General features: G+C 70.7%; 16 protein-coding genes and 2 pseudogenes. 7 read left to right on the top strand and 11 right to left on the bottom strand.

The genetic code is table 11. The annotated features are described in order from the left end of the window. Positions 1–104 precede the first annotated feature (104 nt). Entirely contained in the window at positions 105–602 is a 498-nt protein-coding gene (locus HW837_RS26890; RefSeq protein WP_045562438.1) for a hypothetical protein, read from the bottom strand. A gap of 209 nt (positions 603–811) precedes the next feature. Between HW837_RS26890 and HW837_RS26895 the strand changes: the two genes are divergently transcribed. Further along, on the top strand, positions 812–2,191 hold the full coding sequence (locus HW837_RS26895) for a hypothetical protein (RefSeq protein WP_045562437.1): 1,380 nt from the start codon (positions 812–814) through the stop codon (positions 2,189–2,191). A 195-nt stretch (positions 2,192–2,386) separates the two neighbouring features. Here HW837_RS26895 and HW837_RS26900 read toward each other — a convergent pair whose 3' ends face one another. Then, positions 2,387–3,169, bottom strand: a complete 783-nt coding sequence (locus HW837_RS26900) for a serine protease (protein ID WP_045562436.1) — start codon at positions 3,167–3,169, stop codon at positions 2,387–2,389. Between the two features lie 265 nt (positions 3,170–3,434). Here HW837_RS26900 and HW837_RS26905 point away from each other — a divergent pair, with 265 nt between their 5' ends. Both HW837_RS26905 and HW837_RS26910 read left to right on the top strand, forming a co-directional pair. Beyond that, on the top strand, positions 3,435–4,379 hold the full coding sequence (locus tag HW837_RS26905; protein WP_193381730.1) for an aminoglycoside phosphotransferase family protein: 945 nt from the start codon (positions 3,435–3,437) through the stop codon (positions 4,377–4,379). Positions 4,380–4,399: 20 nt separating this feature from the next. Continuing rightward, a pseudogene (locus tag HW837_RS26910) lies at positions 4,400–4,963 on the top strand (YdeI/OmpD-associated family protein); the annotation flags it as partial. Positions 4,964–5,111: 148 nt separating this feature from the next. Here the strand turns inward: HW837_RS26910 and HW837_RS26915 are convergent. Then, a pseudogene (locus HW837_RS26915) lies at positions 5,112–5,728 on the bottom strand (YceI family protein). Positions 5,729–5,875: 147 nt separating this feature from the next. Here HW837_RS26915 and HW837_RS26920 point away from each other — a divergent pair. The 3 genes from HW837_RS26920 to HW837_RS26930 all read left to right on the top strand — a co-directional run bounded on the left by HW837_RS26920 (position 5,876) and on the right by HW837_RS26930 (position 10,248). Continuing rightward, on the top strand, positions 5,876–8,248 hold the full coding sequence (locus HW837_RS26920; RefSeq protein ID WP_193382698.1) for a polysaccharide lyase 8 family protein: 2,373 nt from the start codon (positions 5,876–5,878) through the stop codon (positions 8,246–8,248). Between the two features lie 164 nt (positions 8,249–8,412). Next, the gene (locus HW837_RS26925) at positions 8,413–9,996 is read left to right on the top strand and encodes an acyl-CoA carboxylase subunit beta (RefSeq protein ID WP_193382697.1); all 1,584 of its coding nucleotides are present in this window, start codon (positions 8,413–8,415) and stop codon (positions 9,994–9,996) included. 57 nt (positions 9,997–10,053) lie between these two features. Then, entirely contained in the window at positions 10,054–10,248 is a 195-nt protein-coding gene (locus HW837_RS26930) for an acyl-CoA carboxylase epsilon subunit (protein WP_045561501.1), read from the top strand. Between the two features lie 285 nt (positions 10,249–10,533). Here HW837_RS26930 and HW837_RS26935 read toward each other — a convergent pair whose 3' ends face one another. The 8 genes from HW837_RS26935 to HW837_RS26970 form a co-directional block, all read right to left on the bottom strand. Further along, entirely contained in the window at positions 10,534–11,115 is a 582-nt protein-coding gene (locus HW837_RS26935; RefSeq protein WP_013000463.1) for a GTP-binding protein, read from the bottom strand. Then, complete coding sequence (locus HW837_RS26940; protein WP_045561500.1) at positions 11,096–11,665, bottom strand: DUF742 domain-containing protein; 570 nt, start codon at positions 11,663–11,665, stop codon at positions 11,096–11,098. The genes HW837_RS26935 and HW837_RS26940 overlap by 20 nt, the downstream gene beginning before the upstream one ends. A 98-nt stretch (positions 11,666–11,763) precedes the next feature. After that, the gene (locus tag HW837_RS26945) at positions 11,764–12,177 is read right to left on the bottom strand and encodes a roadblock/LC7 domain-containing protein (protein ID WP_037781109.1); all 414 of its coding nucleotides are present in this window, start codon (positions 12,175–12,177) and stop codon (positions 11,764–11,766) included. Positions 12,178–12,187: 10 nt separating this feature from the next. Then, positions 12,188–15,403 carry a sensor histidine kinase gene (locus HW837_RS26950; RefSeq protein WP_193381729.1) on the bottom strand — a complete coding sequence of 1,072 codons (3,216 nt, stop codon included), beginning with the start codon at positions 15,401–15,403 and terminating at the stop codon, positions 12,188–12,190. Between the two features lie 398 nt (positions 15,404–15,801). After that, on the bottom strand, positions 15,802–16,377 hold the full coding sequence (locus HW837_RS26955) for a GTP-binding protein (RefSeq protein WP_045561498.1): 576 nt from the start codon (positions 16,375–16,377) through the stop codon (positions 15,802–15,804). Beyond that, complete coding sequence (locus HW837_RS26960) at positions 16,358–16,756, bottom strand: DUF742 domain-containing protein (RefSeq protein WP_009314205.1); 399 nt, start codon at positions 16,754–16,756, stop codon at positions 16,358–16,360. The genes HW837_RS26955 and HW837_RS26960 overlap by 20 nt, the downstream gene beginning before the upstream one ends. A gap of 111 nt (positions 16,757–16,867) precedes the next feature. Beyond that, on the bottom strand, positions 16,868–17,281 hold the full coding sequence (locus HW837_RS26965) for a roadblock/LC7 domain-containing protein (RefSeq protein ID WP_005479910.1): 414 nt from the start codon (positions 17,279–17,281) through the stop codon (positions 16,868–16,870). Positions 17,282–17,290: 9 nt separating this feature from the next. Further along, positions 17,291–21,163, bottom strand: a complete 3,873-nt coding sequence (locus HW837_RS26970) for a sensor histidine kinase (protein ID WP_093790201.1) — start codon at positions 21,161–21,163, stop codon at positions 17,291–17,293. Positions 21,164–21,768: 605 nt separating this feature from the next. On the opposite strand from HW837_RS26970, the gene HW837_RS26975 reads away from it, so the two are divergent. Further along, on the top strand, positions 21,769–21,948 hold the full coding sequence (locus HW837_RS26975) for a hypothetical protein (RefSeq protein WP_060883163.1): 180 nt from the start codon (positions 21,769–21,771) through the stop codon (positions 21,946–21,948). Positions 21,949–21,978 lie beyond the last annotated feature (30 nt).

Consider the following 21,978-nt stretch of genomic DNA (forward strand, 5'->3'; position numbering starts at 1 on the left):
TGGTCTTTCAGGGGCGCGGGGAACTGCGCGAGAAGCCCCCACCCACCCGCACCCGACAACGCACCCGACAACGCACCCGGCCTCCCGCCCCTACGGCGGAGCCGTCAGCACGCCCCCTCGGCCAGCTCCTCGAACTCGTCCGCCCCCATGACCCGATCGTCGGCCCACACCTCACCCCGCTCCAGCCGCCCCAGATCCGCCGCCGTGAAGCTGACCTCACCGTTGGCCTGGTCGTCGGTGTGCCCGTAGAAGACGAACGCGTACGTGTGCCCCGGCAGCAACCGCTGCTCCCCCCTCGCCTCGGCCTTCCACGCGGCCGGCGGCGAGAAGAGCGGGAACTCCACGTCCCCCGACCACGCGCCGTCCGTCTCCCAGACGGTGGTGTCCGCGTCGTCCGCGGCGGGCTTCTCCTCGTAGGAGCCGGCCCAGCCCTCGACCATCGGCTGCGCATAGGTGTCGTCGCCGCACGGCCGCACCAGCACACGCGGCGTCCCGTCGCCGTCCACCGCCACGGCGGCCAACGGCAGGATTTCCGGACTGCAACCGCTCAGCACCACCGACGCCGCCAGCACACCGGCCGCACCGAGAACTCTCCGCAACATCCCGCTCGCCCCCCGTCTCCCTGTCGCCCTGCGTGACCCGCCCCTCCCGAACGGTTGTACAGCCACCTCGACGCCCACCCAAGTCGACGGACGACTCCCATCAAGTCACAAAGCGGATAAGGGAGGGCCGTCACCGGAGCGGTACCGGTTCTCCGTACCCGCATTGATCGGATCGTCCGTTTTCGTGACGATCGAGGTAGCTTCGAAGTATGAAAGGCGTACCGGGTCGACGTCCTCTCCTCCTCCGCCTGCTGATCGCGCCGCTCGCCGCGGCGGCCCTGGCGGTGTTGTCGGTCGGTGCGCCGAGCGCCCACGCGGCCACCGACCTGTCCACGGTGGCCGCGGCCCTGCGCGAGGCCCCCGTCTATGTCGACCCGGCCGCCACCGACCTCCTCTCCGAGGCGGACGCCGAGGCCCTCGCCGACAAGATCGAGGACGCGGACGAGCCGATCTTCGTGGCGGTCCTCCCGGCCGGCTACCCGACCGAGGACCTCTTCCAGAACCTCCGCACCGAGACGGGCGTGACCGGCCTCTACGGCGTCCGCCTCGGCGACCGCTTCGACGCCCGGGCCGACAGCAGTGTCCTGAGCCAGGAGACCGTCGCCAACCTGGTCACGGCCGTCCAGGGGGCCGGCGACCCGAAGGCCCAGCTCAACGACTTCGTGGACGACGCCCTGCGCAGCAACCCGGGCGGCTCGGCCCCGTCGAGCTGGAGCGACGGCGCGGGCGCGGGCGTGGACGTGGGGACCCTGGCCGCGACGGGCGTGGTCCTGGCGGCGGGCGGCGTCGGCGCGTACGCGCTGGTCCGCCGCAACCGTCGCCGCAAGGAGGAGGAACGCCGCGAGGCGCTGGCCAAGCTCGCCGTGGTGGTGGACGAGGACATCACGGCCTTCGGCGAGGAACTGGAGCGCCTCGACTTCCACCCCGCCGAGGCGGGCGCCGACGACGCGATGCGCGCCGACTACGAACGGGCTCTGGACGCCTACGAGAAGGCCAAGTCCCTCATGGCGGCGACCACCCGCCCCGAGGAGGTCCGCACGGTCACCCAGACCCTGGAGGACGGCCGCTTCTGCCTGGCCCAGCTCGCCGCCCGCAGGGAGGGCCGCCCCCTGCCGGAGCGCCGCTCCCCCTGCTTCTTCGACCCCCGCCACGGTCCGTCGGTCGCGGACGTCCTGTGGGCCCCAGGTGTCGGCACCGCACGCGAGGTGCCGGTCTGCGCCGCCGACCGGGCCCGCCTCGCCGACGGCCAGGACCCCATGGTCCGCGAGGTGGAGACGGTGTCCGGCGCCCGCCGCCCCTACTGGGACGCCGGCCCGGCCTACGGCCCCTGGGCGGGCGGCTACTTCGGCGGCGGCCTCCTCCCCGGCCTCCTCGTCGGCACCATGCTCGGCAGCATGATGGCCACCCCCTCGTACGCCGCCATGTACGGCTCCGGCTACGGCGACTTCGGCGCGGCCTCCGGCTACGGCGGCGGGGACGTCTCGGGCGGCGACTTCGACACGAACGACTTCAGCGGCGGTTTCGGCGGTGGGGACTTCGGCGGAGGCGGCGACTTCGGGGGAGGCGGCGACTTCGGCGGAGGTTTCTGAGACCGCGGGTCGGCTTCTGAGACCCCGGCCGGCTTGTGTGACCCCGCCCCGACGCGGACCGGCCGCACGGCGCGAACAACGGTCCGTGAGCCGCAAGCCGCGGACAACGGCCGGTGAGCAGGTACACGAGCACGGGCCCGGCGCTGGGAGCCGCCGGGCCCGTGCTCGTCGTACGGAAGCGGAGCGGTGCCTCGCTCAGAGGGTGGCCGCGGCCGACGCGATCTGGGACGCGAAGGTGGACACCTCGGTGTAGACACCGGGGGCGTTGGGCTGGGCGCAGCCTATGCCCCAGCTGACGATGCCGACCTGGATCCACTGGTTGGCGTTGTCCCGGCGGAACATCGGACCGCCCGAGTCGCCCTGACAGGTGTCGACGCCACCCGCCGCGTAACCGGCGCAGATCTCCTCACCGGCGATGAGCCCGCTGTAGCCGCTGTAGGAACGGCAGGTCGCGTCGCTCACGAACGGCACGGTCGCCTTCAGCATGTACCGCTGCTGGGCGCCGCCCTGGGTCGCCGCGCCCCAGCCGGCGACCGTGAAGGTGCCGGAGTTGTACGCGGTGGTCGTGGCGATCTTCAGCGTCGGGAGGTTGATGGGCGAGGCGAGCTTGATGAGCGCCCAGTCCTTGCCGTCGCCGTTGTAGCCGGGGGCCCGGTACACCTTGGTCGAGCGGACCTGGACCCGGCCGCTGGTGCTCTGCAGGTCCACGACGCCGGCCGTGGCCGTGATGCCGGTGTTGTTGCCGGTCGCGCCGACACAGTGCGCGGCCGTGAGCACGATCTGCTGCGTGTACAGCGCGCCGCCGCAGCCCATCGACAACCGGACCATGAACGGGAACTCGCCCTGCGCGGCCCGCGTGCCGCCGACCACGGGCGCCGGCGCGGCCGTCGCCGTCGACAGGGGCTGCAGGCTGGCGATCGCGAGCGCGGCGGCGCCGACAGCCGCACATCTCTTCAGGGCGGTGATGAGTCGCTTCAACGTGATGCCTTCCGTGGGGGGTTGACATGCGATGAGTCGTTCGATGACGCGTACTGCCGAACCGCAAACATGACGCAGGCATGCCAATAAGGCGCCAGGAAATCACCTTGGATGGCATGCCCAGGTCAATTTCTGTTGCAGGATTATGAGAACGCCGAAACCCCCCGCACAAGAGGCGCGAACCAGCCAGCTTCATTGCCGACCGAGGAATCGTCCCGGGGAAAAGGGAGTGCGGCCGCGCTGGAGGAGTGCGCACACTGACCCGGTGATCGACATCTCACCGGAACTCGTACGCGCCCTGGTCTCCAGCCAGTTTCCGCAGTGGGGGGATCTTCCCGTCAGAGCCGTCGACCGGCAGGGATGGGACAACCGGACCTTCCGGCTCGGGGGCGAACTGACGGTTCGGCTGCCGAGCGCGGAGGGGTACGTGGCCGCCGTGGCCAAGGAGGACCGCTGTCTGCCCGAGCTGGCCCGGCATGTGCCGCTGCCCGTGCCGGAGCCGGTCGCCGTCGGGGCGCCCGGGGCGGGGTACCCGTTCGCGTGGTCGGTGCGGCGGTGGCTGCCGGGGGAGACGGTCGAGGTCGCGACGGGCGTCGACCGGACGCGGCTCGCCCGTGATCTCGGCGACTTCCTCACCCGGCTGCGCGAGGCGCCGGTCGGACGCGGCCCGGCCGCCGGACGGCACTCGTACTTCCGCGGCTGTCATCCCAGCGTCTACGGCGACGAGGTCGAGGCGGCCCTGGAGCGGCTGGCGGACTCCGTCGACGTGGCCGCCTGCCGGGCCGTGTGGGCGCAGGCCCTGACGTCCGCCTGGCCCTCCCCGCCGACGTGGTTCCACGGTGACGTCTCGGTCGGCAACCTGCTCACCACGGACGGGGTCCTCTCCGCCGTCATCGATTTCGGCTCCTCCGGCGTCGGTGACCCCGCCTGCGACCTCGTGATCGCCTGGAACCACTTCACCGCCGAGGAACGGAAGGTCTTCCGCGAGGCCGTCGGCCTCCCCGACGACGCCTGGCGACGGGCCCGGGGCTGGGCACTGTGGAAGGCCCTGGTGAGCACGGCGGGCCTGTCCAGCCCGGACCCGGAGGGACGACAGCGCCGAGTGCTCGACCAGGTGATGGAGGACGCGGTCGTCCAGCACCGGGAGCCCTCCAGGACCGCGAGGACCATCCAGCGCCACGAGGGACATCTAGGACCGAAGCCGTCCTAGATGCTGTCTACCGTGCGGGTATGACCGCTCCCGAAGCCCTGGAAGTCCACGCCTTCCCCGACGCCGACCACCTCGACGCCTGGCTGGCCGCGCACCCCGCCCCGTCCTCCGGCGGCCTCTGGGTCAAGGTCGCCAGGAAGGGGGCCGGGATCCGTTCCGTCGGCGCCGGGGAGGTCAATGACGTCGCCCTCTGCCACGGGTGGATCACCGGGAGCCGCCGCCGTCTCGACGCTTTGTACTTCCTCCAGCGGATCACCCCGCGCCGGCCGGGCGCCGACTGGTCGATGGTGAACGTGCGGCGGGTGGCGGAGCTGACCGCCGCCGGGCGGATGCGGTCCGGTGGTCTCGCGGAGGTGGCCGCCGCACGGGCGGACGGCCGGTGGGCGGTGGCGTACGAGTCGCAGAAGAACGCCGTCGTCCCCGACGCCCTCGTGGCCGCGTTGGCGCGGAACCCCCGCGCGAAGGCCGCCTTCGACGGACTCGGCAGGACGGAGCGGTACCTCGCCATGCTCGGCGTGCTGCGGGCGCGCACCCCGGATCAGCGCGAGGCTCGGTCGGCCGCGGCGGTGGAGAGGCTGGAGGCGACGGTGACGGCGACAGCTATGGCGACGGCGGCACCGGAGGAGGCGGGCCCCGGACGCGCCGCACCCCCGCCCTCCTGCCCATCGGGCAGTCGAAGAGCGGGGGTGCTCAGCGGTGCGTCGGAGACGCGTGGCGTCGCCGGCGAAGCCGTCACGCGTTGCGGATCGCCGAGATGTCGAAGGTGAGCTTGATCTTGTCCGACACCAGGACGCCGCCGGTCTCCAGCGCCGCGTTCCAGGTCAGGCCCCACTCGGAGCGCAGGATCTCCGCCTTGCCCTCGAAGCCCACGCGCTCGTTGCCGAAGGGTCCTTGGCGGCGCCGTTGAACTCCAGATCGATGGTGAGGGGCTTGGTCGTGCCGAGGATGGAGAGATCGCCGGTGATGCGGTAGTCGTCGCCGCCGAGGGCCTCCGCCTCGGTGGAGCGGAACGTCATCGTCGGGAACTCCTCCGTCTTGAAGAAGTCCGCGCTCTTCAGGTGACCGTCACGGTCGGCGTTGCCGGTGTCGATGCTCTCCATCTTGACGTCGATGGAGGCGGTGGACCGGGACGGGTCCGTGCCGTCCAGGTGCAGGCTGCCGGAGAAGTCGAGGAAGGAGCCCTTGACGTTGGTGACCATGGCGTGGCGGGCCGTGAAGCCGATCGTGGTGTGGGACGCGTCGATCGCGTAGTCACCGGTCAGCGCGGCGAGGTCGGGGTTCACCGCGGAGACGGTCGCCGGGGTGGTGGCGGTCTCGGTGGTCGAGTTGGTGCGGCCGAAGATGCCCATGACGTGCTCCTTGAGTGATGTCGTTCAATGTTCAACGAACTGAACACGGCCCACCGTAGACCTATTCCGTTCAATTTTCAACCGTGTCGGTTCGGTGATCGTCGTGTCACGCGTTGTTGATCCCGCCGCGCCCGAGTGATAGACGGCATGGGCATGACCCCCACGCGCCGCACCCTCCTGCTCGCCGCCGCGACCCTGGCGGCGGCGAACGCCCCCAGCCCCTCCGCACGCCCCGGAACGCGCGCCGCCGCGCACGCCGACGACGAGTACGACAGCCTCCGCCACCGCTGGCTCACCATCGCGCTCGGCGAGGGCTACGACCCGGCCGCCGAGCCCTACGCCACCCGTCTGCGCGAGACCGGCGACCTCGCCCACGCCTTCCGCGCGGCGATGGCGCCCACCCCGAACTCCCTCTGGCCGGGCCACCGCTTCGACCCGCCGGCCGGCATCACCCAGAGCTACAGCCGTCTGTGGACGATGGCCCAGGCGTACGCCCAGCCCGGCACCGGCCGCACCGGCGACGGCACCCTCCTCGCCGACGTCCTGCGCGGCCTGGACCACCTCACCACGACCGTCTACCACCCCGGCACCACCCGCTACGGCAACTGGTGGGAGTGGCAGATCGGCAGCCCCCGCCTCCTGCTGGACATCGTCGCCGCCCTGTACGACGAGCTGACCCCCGCCCGCCGGGCCGCCGCCTGCGCGGCGATCGACCACTTCATTCCCGACGCGATGCTCCGCGACTACACCGGCACCTCCACCGGCGCCAACCGCGTCGACCTCTGCCGCTCCGTGGCCCTGCGCGGCATCCTCGGCCGCGCCCCCGAGAAGATCGCCCTCGCCCGTGACGCCCTCTCGCCCGTCTTCCCGTACGTCACCCGGGGCGACGGCCTTTACGCCGACGGCTCGTTCGTCCAGCACACCTGGGTCGCCTACTCGGGAACGTACGGGCAGGTCATGCTCGACGGACTGGGCCGGCTCTTCGCCCTGCTGACCGGGTCGAGCTGGGCGGTCACCGATCCGAACCGGCAGCTCGTGCTCGACGGCGTGGAGCGGGCCTACGCCCCGCTCATCCACGACGGATTGGTGATGGACAGCGTCAACGGCCGTGCCATCAGCCGGGGTTACCTCAAGGGCGACGACCGGCACATCATGCGGAGCGACCACTTCCACGGACACGGCCTCATCGCCGCGATCGCGCTCCTCGCGCTCGGCGCGTCCGCCGCCGAGCGCGAGCGGTGGCACGGGCGGTGGCACGGGCGGATCAAGGGGTGGATCGAACGCGACACGGTGACACCGATCCTCACGGCGCGCCAGTTCGGCGTCGCGGACCTGGCCCGGCTGCACGCCGTCGCCGCCTCCCCGGTCGCCGCCGCGCCCGAACCGGTCGGCCACCGCCTCTTCCCGGCCATGGACAGAGCCGTCCACCGCCGGCCCGCCTTCACGGTGAACATCGCCATGGCCTCCGACCGCATCGCCCACTACGAGTGCGGCAACGGCGAGAACCCACGCGGCTGGCACACCGGTTCGGGGACGACCCTGTGGTGGGCCGACGGACACGGCGACCAGTACACGAACTGGTTCTGGCCCACCGTCGACTGGTACCGCCTCCCCGGCACCACCGTCTCCACCAGGCGGCTCGCCGACCGGGAGGGCGGCGAATGGGGCGCGCCGAAGCCCGCGGTCCGCTGGGTCGGCGGGACGACCGACGGCGAGTACGCGGCCGTCGGCCAGCACCTCGCCGGGCTCGGCTCCACCCTCCGGGCCCACAAGTCGTGGTTCTGCGTCGCGGACGCCGTCATCTGCCTCGGGGCGGGGATCAGCTGCGCGGACGGGGTGCCGGTGGAGACGGTGGTCGACAACCGGAACCTGGGGGAGACCACCGCCACGGCCCCCCGGGCCCTGCTGCGGGGCCGACGCTGGGCGCACCTCGCGGGCCACGGCGGCTGGGTCTTCCCCGAGGCACGGACGGACGGCGCCCTGCGCACCCTGCGCGAGGACCGCACCGGCGCCTGGTCCGACGTCAACACGGGCAGTACGACCGAACGCCGCACCCGGCGCTGGCAGACCCTCTGGCTGGACCACGGCACCGATCCGGTGAACGCCGGCTACGCCTATCTGCTCATGCCCGGAGCCTCCCGCCACGCCGTCGAGGCCCGTGCCGCCGACCGGCGCTGGTTGTCGATCTACGCCAACGACAGCACGTGTCAGGCCGTCCACGTCCCCTCGCTGGGGCTGTTCGGCGCGAACTTCTGGCAGCCCGGTACGGCGGGCCCGCTGACGGCCTCCGCCGGGACGAGCGTGCTGGTCCGCCGGCGGGGGAGGACCGCTACCCTCTGCGTGAGCGAACCGCCGCGCACGGGCGAGCCGATGGAGATCACCTGGAACGGCCCGTTCCGCGGGGTGGGCCGGGCGGACGACACGGTCGAGGTGCTGGAGTCGGCACCGGGACGCCTACGGCTCCGCGTCACGCCCGGCACGGCCTGCGCCACCCACACCTGTGACCTGACTCTCCCCTGAGGGAGAGCGGCGCTTTTGTGTGACCCCTACAAGCCGCGCACCCCCTGAGCAGTCGGTTCGACTGCATGCCGACCAGGTTCTGTTCAGGGGTACCAGGAAAACACGCCGGAGACTGTACGGAGTCGACGGACCGCTTTCCTCGCTCGGCTTCGTAAGGTCACTACATGACCGTTTTGGATGAGGCACCGGGTGAGCCGACGGACGCGCGCGGGCGAGTGGCCGAACTGCACGAGATCCGTGCCCAGGCGTTGGCCGGCCCCAGCGAGAAGGCGACCGAGGCGCAGCACGCCAAGGGCAAGCTGACCTCCCGGGAGCGCATCGAGCTGCTGCTGGACCCGGGTTCGTTCAACGAGGTCGAGCAGCTGCGCCGGCACCGGGCCACCGGATTCGGTCTGGAGGCCAAGAAGCCGTACACCGACGGTGTCGTCACCGGCTGGGGCACGGTGGAGGGCCGTACGGTCTTCGTCTACGCCCACGACTTCCGCATCTTCGGCGGCGCGCTGGGCGAGGCCCACGCCACGAAGATCCACAAGATCATGGACATGGCCATCGCGGCCGGTGCCCCGCTGGTCTCGCTCAACGACGGCGCGGGCGCCCGTATCCAGGAGGGCGTCTCCGCCCTCGCCGGGTACGGCGGCATCTTCCAGCGCAACACCAGGGCCTCGGGTGTCATCCCGCAGATCTCGGTGATGCTCGGTCCGTGTGCGGGCGGCGCGGCCTACAGCCCCGCCCTGACCGACTTCGTCTTCATGGTCCGTGAGACCTCGCAGATGTTCATCACCGGCCCGGACGTCGTCAAGGCGGTCACCGGCGAGGAGATCACCCAGAACGGCCTCGGCGGCGCGGACGTGCACGCCGAGACGAGCGGCGTCGCGCACTTCGCGTACGACGACGAGGAGACCTGCATCGCCGAGGTGCGCTACCTCCTGTCGATGCTGCCCCAGAACAACCGCGAGAACCCGCCGCGCGTGGCGTGCACCGATCCGCAGACCCGGACCTCGGACAGTCTCCTCGACCTGGTCCCGGCCGACGGCAACCGGCCGTACGACATGGCCAAGGTCATCGAGGAGATCGTCGACGACGGCGACTACCTGGAGGTCCACGAGCGCTGGGCCCGCAACATCATCTGCGCCCTCGGCCGGCTCGACGGCCAGGTGGTCGGCATCGTCGCCAACCAGCCGCAGTCCCTCGCGGGCGTGCTCGACATCGAGGCCAGCGAGAAGGCCGCGCGGTTCGTGCAGATGTGCGACGCCTTCAACATCCCGATCATCACTCTCCTGGACGTACCCGGCTTCCTCCCGGGCGTCGACCAGGAGCACGGTGGAATCATCCGCCACGGCGCGAAGCTGCTGTACGCCTACTGCAACGCGACAGTGCCCCGGATCTCCCTGATCCTGCGCAAGGCCTACGGAGGTGCCTACATCGTCATGGACAGCCAGTCCATCGGGGCCGACCTCACCTACGCCTGGCCGACCAACGAGATCGCCGTCATGGGCGCCGAGGGTGCCGCCAACGTCATCTTCCGCCGCCAGATCGCCGAGGCCGAGGACCCCGAGGCCATGCGGGTCCGGATGGTGAAGGAGTACAAGGCCGAGCTGATGCACCCGTACTACGCGGCCGAGCGTGGCCTCGTGGACGACGTGATCGACCCCGCGGACACCCGCGCGGTCCTCATCCGCTCCCTCGCGATGCTCCACACCAAGCACGCGGACCTGCCGTCCCGCAAGCACGGCAACCCGCCGCAGTAACCCGACAGTTCCTCCGCGGTTCCTCTGCGGAAACCTCTCTCACGGAGACTGACACCCATGAAGCTGCCTGATATTCGCGTCGAGAAGGGCCACGCCGAGCCGGAGGAAGTGGCCGCGATCACCGCGCTGCTGCTCGCCCGGGCGGCCGCGCAGCCGACCGAGACCCTCCCGGCCCACCGCGGCCGCCTCCGCGCGGGCTGGCGCCGCCTGGAGCGCGAGCCGGGTTTCCGGGCGCCGCACAGCTGGCGCTGAGCCCTGGCTTGAAAGGGGCCCCCTCCCTTCAGGGAGGGGGCCCCTTTGCGTGCGTCGTCGGCCGCGGGTCCGGTGGGGGCTGGTCGCGCAGTTCCCCGCGCCCCTAAAAGATCAGGCCCCTGCGGGCCTGAAAAGCGACGGGGCTGCGGGGCTGAGAAGCACGGGGCGCAGCCCCTGCTTCTCAGGGGCGCGGGGAACTGCGCGACCAGCCACGAACCACCCGCACCCGACAACGAACAGGGACCCCTCCCACAAAGGAAGGGGTCCCTGTTCATGACCTCGTGGCTACCGAAGCCGGGCCATCAGCGCATGCTCGACCAGGGTGATCAGCGCCGACTTCGCGTCGGACCGATGCCGCGCGTCCGTCGTGATGATCGGGGTGTCCGGACCGATCTGAAGAGCTTCCCGGACCTCGTCCGGGTTGTACGGCTGCTGACCGTCGAACCCGTTCAGCGCGATCACGAACGGCAGGCCGCTGTTCTCGAAGTAGTCGACGGCCGGGAAGCAGTCGGCGAGACGGCGGGTGTCGACCAGCACGATCGCGCCGATCGCGCCCCGCACGAGGTCGTCCCACATGAACCAGAAGCGGTCCTGACCGGGGGTGCCGAACAGGTACAGGATCAGGTCCTGGTCGAGGGTGATACGGCCGAAGTCCATGGCGACCGTGGTGGTCGTCTTGTCCCCGGTGTGGGTGAGGTCGTCGATGCCCGCGGACGCGGACGTCATCACGGCCTCGGTACGCAGCGGGTTGATCTCCGAGACGGCCCCGACGAACGTGGTCTTGCCCACGCCGAAGCCACCCGCCACCACGATCTTCGCTGAGGTGGTGGAGCGGGAAGGACCGCCGCTAGAGCTTGCGAAGTCCACTGAGCACCCTTTCGAGCAGTGTCACGTCTGGCTGGCCGCCGGCGCTCTCGTCGCCGCCGGGCTGATGAATGGCGACCAGGCCCGCCTCCGCCAAGTCGGCGACGAGGATCCTGGCCACGCCGAGGGGGATGGTCAGCAGCGCCGAGATCTCGGCGACCGACTTGATCTCTCGGCAGAGGTTGCAGATCCGCTGATGCTCGGGCAACTGGCCCTGCATCTGGTGCGGCTGCGCGGTGGTGTGCACCAGTGCCTCGATGGCGAGCTGGTAGCGCGGCCTGGTGCGGCCGCCCGTCATGGCGTACGGGCGCACCAGGGGGTTGGTCGCGGCGCCGGCGGGCGACGGCTCCGGGGTGCGGCGCTGCGGCTGCACGGGCTGGATGCGCGGCGCCGGCGGCTGGTCGTACGGCGAGGGGCCGGGGCCCTGCGGTGCGTACGGCTGCTGGCGGCTCGGTGCGGAGGGGAAGTTGTACCGGTTCTGGTCACCCTGGCCCGGCCCCTGGCCAGGGTAGGACCAGTTGCCCGACGATGAACCGCCTGGGGGTGTTGCCACGTTCTCTCCTCCTCCGACTGTGCTGGCATCCATGGCTCATTGGAAGCCGCGTCCCGAAACCTTACGGCCCCGGGACGCCAAAACGCACCGTCTGACTGTTAGTTGAGCAGGCTGCCCTGGAGCTCCGCACGAAGATCGGGTGTCAGGACCGACCCGGCACGGTCCACCAGAAGGGCCATCTCGTACCCAATGAGACCGATGTCGGCTTCCGGGTGTGCGAGAACGGCGAGCGAGGAACCGTCGGAAACGGACATGATGAAGAGGAATCCCCGCTCCATCTCCACAACTGTCTGATTGACGCTGCCACCCTCGAAGATGCGGGAGGCACCCGCGGTCAGAGAGGTCAGACCCGACGCGACGGCCGCCAGCTGGTCGGCACGGTCGCGGGGAAACCCTTCGGACATCGCCAGAAGGAGTCCGTCGGCGGAGACCACCACCGTGTGCGACACCCCGGGGGTGTTGTCCACGAAATTGGTGATCAACCAGTTCAGGTTCTGTGCCGCCTGGCTCATCGGGCTCACACTAACGCTCCTGGTTGTAGGTGCTGTCAGAACCGAAGCCCTGACCGTTCGTTTCACTGCTGGCGCTGCGTCCCCGCTGGACCCCACGGCGCAGGTTGCTCAGCCTGCCCCGGACGTCCTCGGGAGCGCGGGAGATCTGTGGACCTCCCTGCGGGGTCGTCGTGGCAGCGCCCTCGACCAGGTTGGCCTTGGGCACCCGCCGCGGCAGACCGGAGGAGGTGACCCCGCCTGCCTTGGGCTTCTTGAGCTGGGAGGCCTGCTGCCAGCGCTCGTCGTTGGCCGAGCGCCAGTCGCCGTTCGGTCCCCCGGCCGTCGGCTGGTCCTGGGCCACCTCCTGCCGTCCGTTCACGGCGCCCGCGCTCGTGCCGCCCGCGCTCGCGGTGGAGCCGCGGCGGGGCAGGCCGGCGTCGGTCAGCGCGTGGCCGGCGGAAGGGGTGGGTCCCGGACGGTCGAAGCCTACGCGGTCCGGCTCCGTCACGTCAGCGGCCTGCGCAGATTCCGGTTCCGGAGCGTACTCGGAGCGGTACGAGCTCTGGTAGTCCTGCTGCTGCGGCCAGTCGTCCTGATAGGACGGCTCTTCGAAGCCCGTGTACGTCTCCGGGGCGTTCGCGGCGGCCGCCGTGTGGTCCTCCTGGACGGGCTCCGCATAGGCGGGCTCGGGGTAACCGCCGGTAGCGGTGAACGCGTCGTTCCCGCCCGGCAGGTGCCCGTTGCCGTTCGCCAGGCCGTTGCCCTGGCCGAAGTACGCCTCGTCGTACGACGGTTGCTGCGGCTCCTCGTACGCCGTCTGCTGGTCGTACGACCGCTGCGGGTCCGCGTACGCGGTCGCGCCGTTGTCGTAGGACGGCTCGGGCGACTGGAAGTCGTCGCCGTAGCGCGGCACCTCGCCCGCGGGCAGCTGCGGGTTCTGGTGCGCCTGCGACTCCAGGGCCGCCCGGCGCTCCTCACGCATCAGGGAGCGGCCGACCGGGTCCAGGTCGCGGATGTCGTCCGGAACCTCGTACCGGCTGTCGTCGAAGCCCAGCTCGGCGGCGGTCCGCATCGGGGCGAGGCCCGGCTGCTGGAAGGAGTGCTGCTGCTCCGGGATGATCTGCGAGACCGTGAACTGGTCCGCCTGCGGCTGCTCGCCACCGCCACCGTGGGTGATGACGTCGGGGAGCATGACCAGCGAGGTCGTACCGGCCTGCTCGCCCGAGGGGCGGAGCTGGACGCGGATGCCGTGCCGGTCGGACAGCCGGCCGACGACGAACAGACCCATGCGCTGCGAGATGGCGGCGTCCACGGTCGGCGGGTTGGCCAGCTTGTGGTTGATGTCCGCGAAGTCCTCGGCGGTGAGGCCGATGCCCTTGTCGTGGATCTCGATCATCACACGGCCGTCGGGGAGACGCGTCGCGGTGACGCGGACCTTGGTCTGCGGGGAGGAGAACGTGGTGGCGTTCTCGAGCAGCTCGGCCAGCAGGTGCACGAGGTCGGTCACGGAGCGGCCGTGGATCTCGGCCTCCGGGACGCCGGAGAGCTCGATGCGCTCGTACTGCTCCACCTCGGAGGAGGCGGCGCGCAGCACGTCGATCAGCGGGACCGGCTGGTCCCAGCGGCGGCCGGGCTCCTCGCCGGCGAGGACCAGGAGGTTCTCGCCGTTGCGGCGCATACGGGTCGCCAGGTGGTCCAGCTTGAAGAGGTTCTCCAGCTGGTCCGGGTCGGCCTCGTTGTTCTCCAGGTCGGTGATCAGGGTCAGCTGGCCCTCGATCAGCGACTGATTGCGGCGCGAGAGGTTGGTGAAGATCGCGTTGATGTTGCCCCGCAGCAGGGCCTGCTCGGCGGCGAGCCGGACAGCCTCGCGGTGGACCTGGTCGAAGGCGCGGGCGACCTCGCCGATCTCGTCCGTGGAGGTGATCGGGATCGGTGCCACCCGGGTGTCGACCCGGCCGGGGTCGGTGCGCGAGAGCTGGTCGACCAGCATCGGCAGACGCTGCTCGGCGATGCCGAAGGCGGCGTTGCGCAGCTGGCGCATCGAGCGGCTCATCTGGCGGGCCATGATCCCGGCGATGATGAACGCGGCGAGCAGGGCGACGATGACGATGGCGCCGTTGATGTAGGCGTCGCGCTGGGCGTCGGAGGCGATCGTGCCGGCCTCGGACACCGCGCGGTTGATCAGCTCAGTCTCGACCTCGCTGTAGCCCTCGAACTTCAGCGTGGAGGCCGCCATCCAGTTCTGGTAGGTGACACCCTGCTTCGCGAGATCCGTGGGGGAGGCACCGCTGCCGATCGCCTGGATCATCTTCAGCATCGTGTCCGGCGGCGCGACGTAGTCCGGGTCCTTCGCGGCGGCCTCGGCCGCCTGCTTCTTGCCCTCTTCGGTCTTCTGCGCCATGACCGACTCGAGCCGCGCGGCGTCGGCCTCGGTGCCACCGGAGATGTACTCCTGGACGGCGATGTTCTCCAGGTAGGCGTACGAGGTGAACGCGGTGACCTGCTGGCGGAAGACCCGCTCGTCCTCGCTGGGCCGGACCAGCAGGTGGGTGCCGATCGAGCGTTGCAGAGAGGCGGCGCCCTTGGCGAGCGTGACCGCGTAGACCGTACGGCCGTACGCGGTGATGTTGCCGGTACCGAGTCCGAGTTCGTTGGAGAACTCCGCCAGGAGGTGCTCGACGGTGACGTAGCCCTCTTCGGTCTGCACCGGGTCGGCTGCGCGGGTGAAGGCGGTCTGCCGGAGCTTCTCCAGCGCCGGTTCGGCCTCCTCCACCAGGCGCAGCCGGCGCTCCAGGCCCTGTCCGGCCGGCATCCCCACGACCTCGGCGTGGAAGGCGTCGGCCTTCTCGTCGGTGAAGGCGCGGGCGTCCTTGACGACGTCGCTGTCGCGGTCGCCCTCCAGCAGAGGCTGGGCGGAGAGGTCACGCTCGTTGAGGAGGGCCTCCGCGTAGATACCGGCGGCGGCCACGATCTTGGCGACCTTCTCGGCGTCCTTCGCTTCCTGCCAGGTGTCGATCGAGCCCTTCACCTGGAAGCCGCCCATGATCAGGCCGACCAGCACGGGTATGAGGAGGATCGCGTTCAGGCGGGTGGGTACGCGCCAGTTCCGAGGGGAGAGACGACTACCGCTGGGCGCGGGAGCTGCCGTCGGCTCCGGTCCGGTCACTTGTGCGGGTGCCGCTCCGCGCGGCGGCGGGGTGAAGTTGCCCCGCGCCGACGGCTCGGGACCTTTCTTGCTTCGCCTCACTCGACCAACAACCTCTCGGCGCCGGCACCTACGTCGTGCCGCGGGTGACTCCACGCCCTAGTACGTCTTTGACTAATGGGCAGTTCAGGCATTCCAGCACGTCACGCTGAGGACTTCCAAACACTGGGAGGCAACGATTCCGCGTGATGTAAGTCCCAGATAAAACGGTCATAAAGAGCGAGCCCCGGCAAAAAGCGGGGGCATTGTGAGCGCAGCGGCACCGATCGACCGCGACGCGTGGTCGTACCACCCTATTTCTCTGTCGAAACGTTATGAACACCGAGGCCGACCGTGTCAAAGGACACAGCCGGCTCCGGTGTAACTACGACAACTGCCGTATGCGGTTGTGGACTTGGGTCCTGTTTTGGCCCCAGTCGTGGTGCTTCCGACCCGCGGAACTACCGCAGCCGTGCCATGAGCGCGTGCTCGACCAGGGTGATCAGCGCCGACTTGGCGTCCGAGCGGTGGCGGGCGTCCGTCGTGATGATCGGGGTGTCGGGCCCGATCTGCAACGCCTCACGCACCTCGTCGGGCGAGTAGGGCTGGTGCCCGTCGAAGCCGTTGAGGGCGATGACGAACGGCAGGCCGCTGTTCTCGAAGTAGTCGACGGCCGGGAAGCAGTCGGCCAGCCGGCGGGTGTCGACCAGCACCACCGCGCCGATGGCGCCGCGGACCAGGTCGTCCCACATGAACCAGAAGCGGTCCTGACCGGGGGTGCCGAACAGGTACAGGATCAGGTCCTGGTCGAGGGTGATGCGGCCGAAGTCCATGGCGACCGTGGTGGTCGTCTTGTCCCCGGTGTGGGTGAGGTCGTCGATGCCCGCGGACGCGGACGTCATCACGGCCTCGGTACGCAGCGGGTTGATCTCCGAGACGGCCCCGACGAACGTGGTCTTGCCCACGCCGAAACCGCCCGCCACCACGATCTTCGCGGAGGTGGTGGCCCGTCCCGCTTCAGAGCTTCCGAAGTCCACTGAGCACCCTTTCCAGCAGTGTCACGTCCGGCGCGCCACCGGCGTTCTCGTCGCCACCGGGCTGATGGATCGCGACGAGTCCGGCCTCGGCGAGGTCCGCGACCAGGATCCGGGCCACACCGAGCGGCATGGACAGCAGGGCCGACACCTCGGCAACCGACTTCACCTCGTGGCACAGGTGGCAGATCCGCTGGTGCTCGGGGAGCAGCCCCATCAGGTGCGCGGGGTCTGCCGTCGTGCTGATCAGCGCCTCGAGGGCGAGCTGGTAACGCGGCCGCGTCCGGCCACCGGTCATGGCGTACGGCCGTACCAGCGGCTGGTCGCCCTCATCTCCGTACGGCTCTGCGTACGGATCGTGAGGAGCGGTGGGCGGGGTCATTGATCCTCCGAGCGGGACAGCAAGTCGGTCAGTCGTGCCGTCTGACGGGGGCCGGTGGGGGGAATGTGTCGGCCGGACGGTGATGTGATGAATTCTGTGGATCCGCAGGCGTCAGTGGAGCAGACTGCCTTGGAGTTCGGCGCGCAGGTCGGGCGTGAGCACGGCGCCCGCGCGGTCGACGAGCAGCGCCATCTCGTATCCGACCAGGCCGATGTCGCACTCGGGGTGGGCGAGGACGGCCAGGGACGATCCGTCGGAGACGGACATCAGGAAGAGAAAACCGCGCTCCATCTCGACCACCGTCTGGGCCACGTCCCCGCCCTCGAAGATCCGGGAGGCCCCGGCCGTGAGCGAGGTGAGTCCCGAGGCGACGGCCGCGAGCTGATCGGCACGGTCGCGCGGAAAGCCTTCCGACATCGCCAGAAGAAGACCGTCGGCGGACACGACGACGGTGTGGGACACCCCGGGGGTGTTGTCCACGAAGTTGGTGATCAACCAGTTGAGGTTCTGTGCCGCCTGGCTCATCTGGCTCAACTAACGCTCCTGCTGGTGAGTGGGGCTCGGGAAGCTGCCGGTCTGGCCGTTGCCGGCCTGTCGACCCTGCGCGATGCCCCGACGGAGATTGGTCAGCCGGCCGCGTACGTCGTCAGGCGAACGCGAGACCTGCGGACCGGTTTGGTGCTGTTGCTGCTGAGCCGTGCCCGGCACGAGGTTCGCGCGCGGGACCCGGCGCGGCAGGCCGGAGGTGGTGACCCCGCCCGCCGAAGGCTGACGGGCTCGTTCGGCCTGGCGGACCAGGTCGTCGTTGGGAGTGCTGCGCCAGGTGGAGGAAGCAGGCGCTGCGGGAGCCGCCGGACGCTGGGGGGCGGCCGGAGTCTGGGGTGCCGGAGCGGTGTGCTGCGGCGTGGTGTGCTGCGGAGCGGAACCGTTGCCCTGCTGCTGGCCGTTCTGGCCGCCCTGACCGTGGAACCAGTTGGTCTCCAGCGTGTCGTACAGCGGGGTACGGCCGTCCATCGGACCGGTCGCCGGGGGCAGTGCCTCCGGCTCCTGCGGCCGCGCGGGACGCTGCGGGGGCACCGGCGGACGCTGCGGCGGCACCGGCGGGCGGGGCGCGCCGTAGCTCTCACCGTTGACCTGCGGCCGCTCGAACTGGCCGGTGTCCTGCGGGTTCTGCCGACCCGGAGCACCGTACTGCCCGGTGCCCTGGCCGTTCTGCCGACCGGGCGAGCCGTACTGGCCGGTGTCCTGCGGGTTCTGCCGACCCGGCGCCGGGAACTGGCCCGTGCCGGAGCCGTCGTAACCCTGCGTGGCGAACTGGCCGGTCGAGGACGGGTCCTGCGGGGCGCCGCGGGACGGGCCGGTGGGCGCCGGCGGAGCACCGGCCCCGCCGAACACGTCGGAGCGGACATAGGACCCGGTGCCGTTCTGCGGGGTGCCCGCGCCGGGGTTCCGGCTGTCGAAGTCGCCCTGCGGGGCGCGCGAGAAGTCGTTGGGCGAACCCGGAGCCTGGTGGGGGTCCACACGCGGCATCGGCGCGGTGACGTCCGGCTGCTCCTCGTGGCCGCGCGGGGCGTCCAGCGAGGCGCGCGGTACCGGCGGCTGCGCGTTGTCGTCGCTCCAGCTCGGCCGTGCCGGGGCGTTGCCGCCGGGCAGCTCGGCGCGCGGGCCACCGCGGCCGGGCAGCTGCGGGCGACGCCTGCCGGAACGTTCCTTGCCCTGCTTGGGCGGCACGGCGCCCGGGCCGTTGTCGGCCCCGCCCTGCCGTCCGGCACCGGGGTCACCGGCACCGCCGGCCGGGCGCAGGCCCGAGCCGGTCGGGAAGCCGCCCTGGCGTCCGGAGTCGTCGAAGCTCTCGAACCCGCCCGGACCACCGGTCCCGGCGGCCTGCAGCCCCTGCGGGGCACCCGGCGCCTGACCGCCGCCGAACCCGCCGGCACCGGCGCCGGCCGGAGCCGGACGACCGCCCTGCGGGGGCACCGGCGGACCGGCCTGCGGGCCACGCGGGCCGCCGCCGGGGTTACCGAAGCCACCCGGACCACTGGGGTTGCCGGGGAGCGCGGCCCGCGGACCCTGGCCCGCGCCGACCTGCCCGCGCTGCGGGGCGCCGCCCAGCAGTCCGCCACCGGCGGAGGGGCCGCCGAGGGGCGGACCCGACTGGTTGCCCGCCTGGCGGCGCGCGGCGGCGGCACCGGCCGCGGCCTGCGCGGCGGCGGGGCCACCGGTGGACGGGCCGCCCTGACCGGGCTTGCCCGGGGTGGGCTTCTTGTTGCCCTGGGCCACGTCGACGGGAAGCATGACGAGGGCGGTCGTACCGCCCGAGTCGGACGGACGCAGCTGGATACGGATGCCGTGGCGCTGCGACAGACGACCGACCACGAACAGACCCATGCGGCGGGAGACCGACACGTCCACGGTGGGCGGCGAGGCGAGCCGCTCGTTGATCGCCGCGAGGTCCTCGGGGGAGAGGCCGATACCGGTGTCGTGGATCTCGATCAGGACGCGGCCGTCGGGCAGCGCGTGACCGGTGACCTTGACCTTGGTCTGCGGCGAGGAGAACGAGGTGGCGTTCTCCAGCAGCTCGGCGAGCAGGTGCACGAGGTCGTTGACCACACGGCCGGCCACTTCGGTGGTCGGCACGGCGGCCAGCTCGATGCGCTCGTACTGCTCCACCTCGGAGGCGGCGGCGCGGAGCACGTCGACCAGCGGGACCGGACGGGTCCAGCGGCGGCCGGGCTCCTCACCGGCGAGGACGAGGAGGTTCTCACCGTTACGCCGCATGCGGGTGGCGAGGTGGTCGAGCTTGAAGAGGGAGGACAGCTGGTCCGGGTCGGCCTCGCGGGACTCGAGTTCGGAGATGAGCGAGAGCTGACGCTGGATGAGGCCCTGGGAGCGACGCGAGAGGTTGGTGAACATCGCGTTGACGTTGCCCCGCAGCAGGGCCTGCTCGGCGGCGAGGCGGACGGCCTCACGGTGCACGTCGTCGAAGGCCGCGGCCACCTGGCCGATCTCGTCCCGGGAGTGCACACCGACCGACTCGACGGAGGTGTCGACGTCCTGCGGGTCCGACTCCGAGAGCTGCTTGACCAGCTCGGGCAGCCGGTCCTGGGCGACCCTGGTCGCGGTGTCCTGGAGGCGCCGCAGCGAGCGGATCATGGACCGGGCCACCACGAAGGCGCCGACCAGGGAGACACCGAGAACGAGCAGGATCAGCGCACCGGAGATGATCGCCTCTTGCTCGGCGTCTGCGCGCAGGTTGCGAGCGGTCTGCTCCATCTGCTCGAGGAGCGAGCCCTCGATCTTCTTCATCTGCTCGATCTTGGCCGAGGAGTCGTCGGTCCAGTCCTTGTACGAGCGGTTGTCCTGACCGCCCAGACCGCCGGCGCTCGCGAGGACCCGGTCCGCGTAGACGTCGGCGGCCTCGATGGTGGGGCTCGCGTCGTCGATCGGCTTGGTGAGTTCCTCGGCACCCGTGCCGTAGATGTCGGAGAAGGTGCTGCGGTCGGACTCCTCGTTGGAGAGGGCCGAGTTCGCGTAGAGCCGGTCGTTCTCGGAGAGCTTGCCGGCCTTGTCGTCGGTCGCGGGCAGGGCCGCCGCGATGACCGCGCGCTGGATGGAGGCGTACTCCTTGGCGGAGGAGAAGGCCGCCAGGGCACGGGTCCGCTTGATCATGTCCGGGTTGCTGGTGGCCTCGGCCATGTCCGTGGACAGGTCGAGCAGCTGGGAGATCAGGCGGTGGTAGGCCTCGACCGTCTGCGTGGAGTTCTTCGGGTCCACGTAGGCGTTCTTGCGGATGCTGCTGAGGTTGTAGAGCTCGCGCACCACGCGGACGAGGCTGTCGCGGACGCCGGGCATCTTCGCGGTGGTGTTCGCGGTCTCGGCGGCCTGCGTCGCGTCCGTGAACTGGACGCGGGCCTGGTCCGTCTTCTCGCGGGTGCCCTTGACGGTGAAGTCGGTGGCGTCCAGACCGTGGGCGAGGGGACCGGCGGACAGGTCGCGCTCCTGCTGGAGCGCGGCGGCGAGCTCGGTCGCCTGCTTCGTCATGTCGGTCAGCAGCCGCATGTTGTCGAGCTGCTGGATGTCGTCGACGTTGTCGCCGATACGCAGGGCACCGAGCGAGGTCGCCGCCACCACGGGGAGCGCGAGCAGCGACACCAGACGCGTCGAGATGCGCCAGTTGCGCAGGGCTATTCGCGAGCCGCTGCCGCTGCCCGCCTTGGTGCCGCCCTTGGGCTTCCCGGACGGCACGGCAGGAACTGACGCGCCGGGGCGCCCGGAGCGCTCCCCGCCGTCGCCGATCTCCGCCGGACCCGGGTTCTGGGCGTGCTGGGGGGAGGAACCGTTGCCGGCTCCGATGTGTGGCTCCGGCTCCGCCGAAGCGCTGCCATCCCTCTTGAAACGTCCCTGCACTAGCGTCGCAACCTCTGGACCAGGCGCCCCACCGCGTGAACGGCGGGACGGTGTCGGCGTCTTCGGGGGCGCCCTGAATACGTCCCCAATTGGTGGTCGTGAGTGACCGGCGCTGGCTCCCCCTTCCACCGCCGCCAGGCGCTTCTTCTCTGCGCCCCTGCGCGCCGGCACGATCCTGCGGCGGTCCGTGGAATTCCAGCACAGTGCCGGATCTCCAACAAGGCCAATGGGTAACGGTCTGTTCACTGTGACAGCATGTGAGGACTACGTCACCAGGCGTGGAAGGTGTTTCCGTTCATTACGGACATACCCGTGCGATACAGGGGCGTGAGGGGGGTGTCCCAGTCGCCATGATCAGGAGCGGAATGCGGGCTTCAGGTCGCTAATGTCCGTTTAGTGGGCACGACTTGATGGCGCGGATTGCCCGTTTTGCCCATGACTGAGTGAGCAAACTCACACGCCGATCATGCCTTCTTCACGTCTTGACCCGGGAATCGGATGTTTAGCCTGACGCTTTACAGGGATGGCGAATCCGACAACCCGCGCTTGTGGGACGGCCCTTGCGGCCCGCCCGGCGCCCGTACACGACGAGGTCCAGGACAACAGTGAAGACGACGACGATGTTCCGCACGATAGCCAACCCCCGGCGCACGACGCTGGCTCACCTCGCCGACGCCGAGGACCTGCGTACGCCGGAGCAGGAGCACTCCGTCGACCTCCCCTCCGTGACCGCCAACCCTCGCCGGACGATCCTGATGACGGTCCCGGTCCAGGCGGCGGAGTAGTTGCACGCTCAAGTACGCGCGGAATCCGTC

Source organism: Streptomyces caniscabiei, from assembly GCF_014930365.1.
Lineage (GTDB): Bacteria > Actinomycetota > Actinomycetes > Streptomycetales > Streptomycetaceae > Streptomyces > Streptomyces caniscabiei.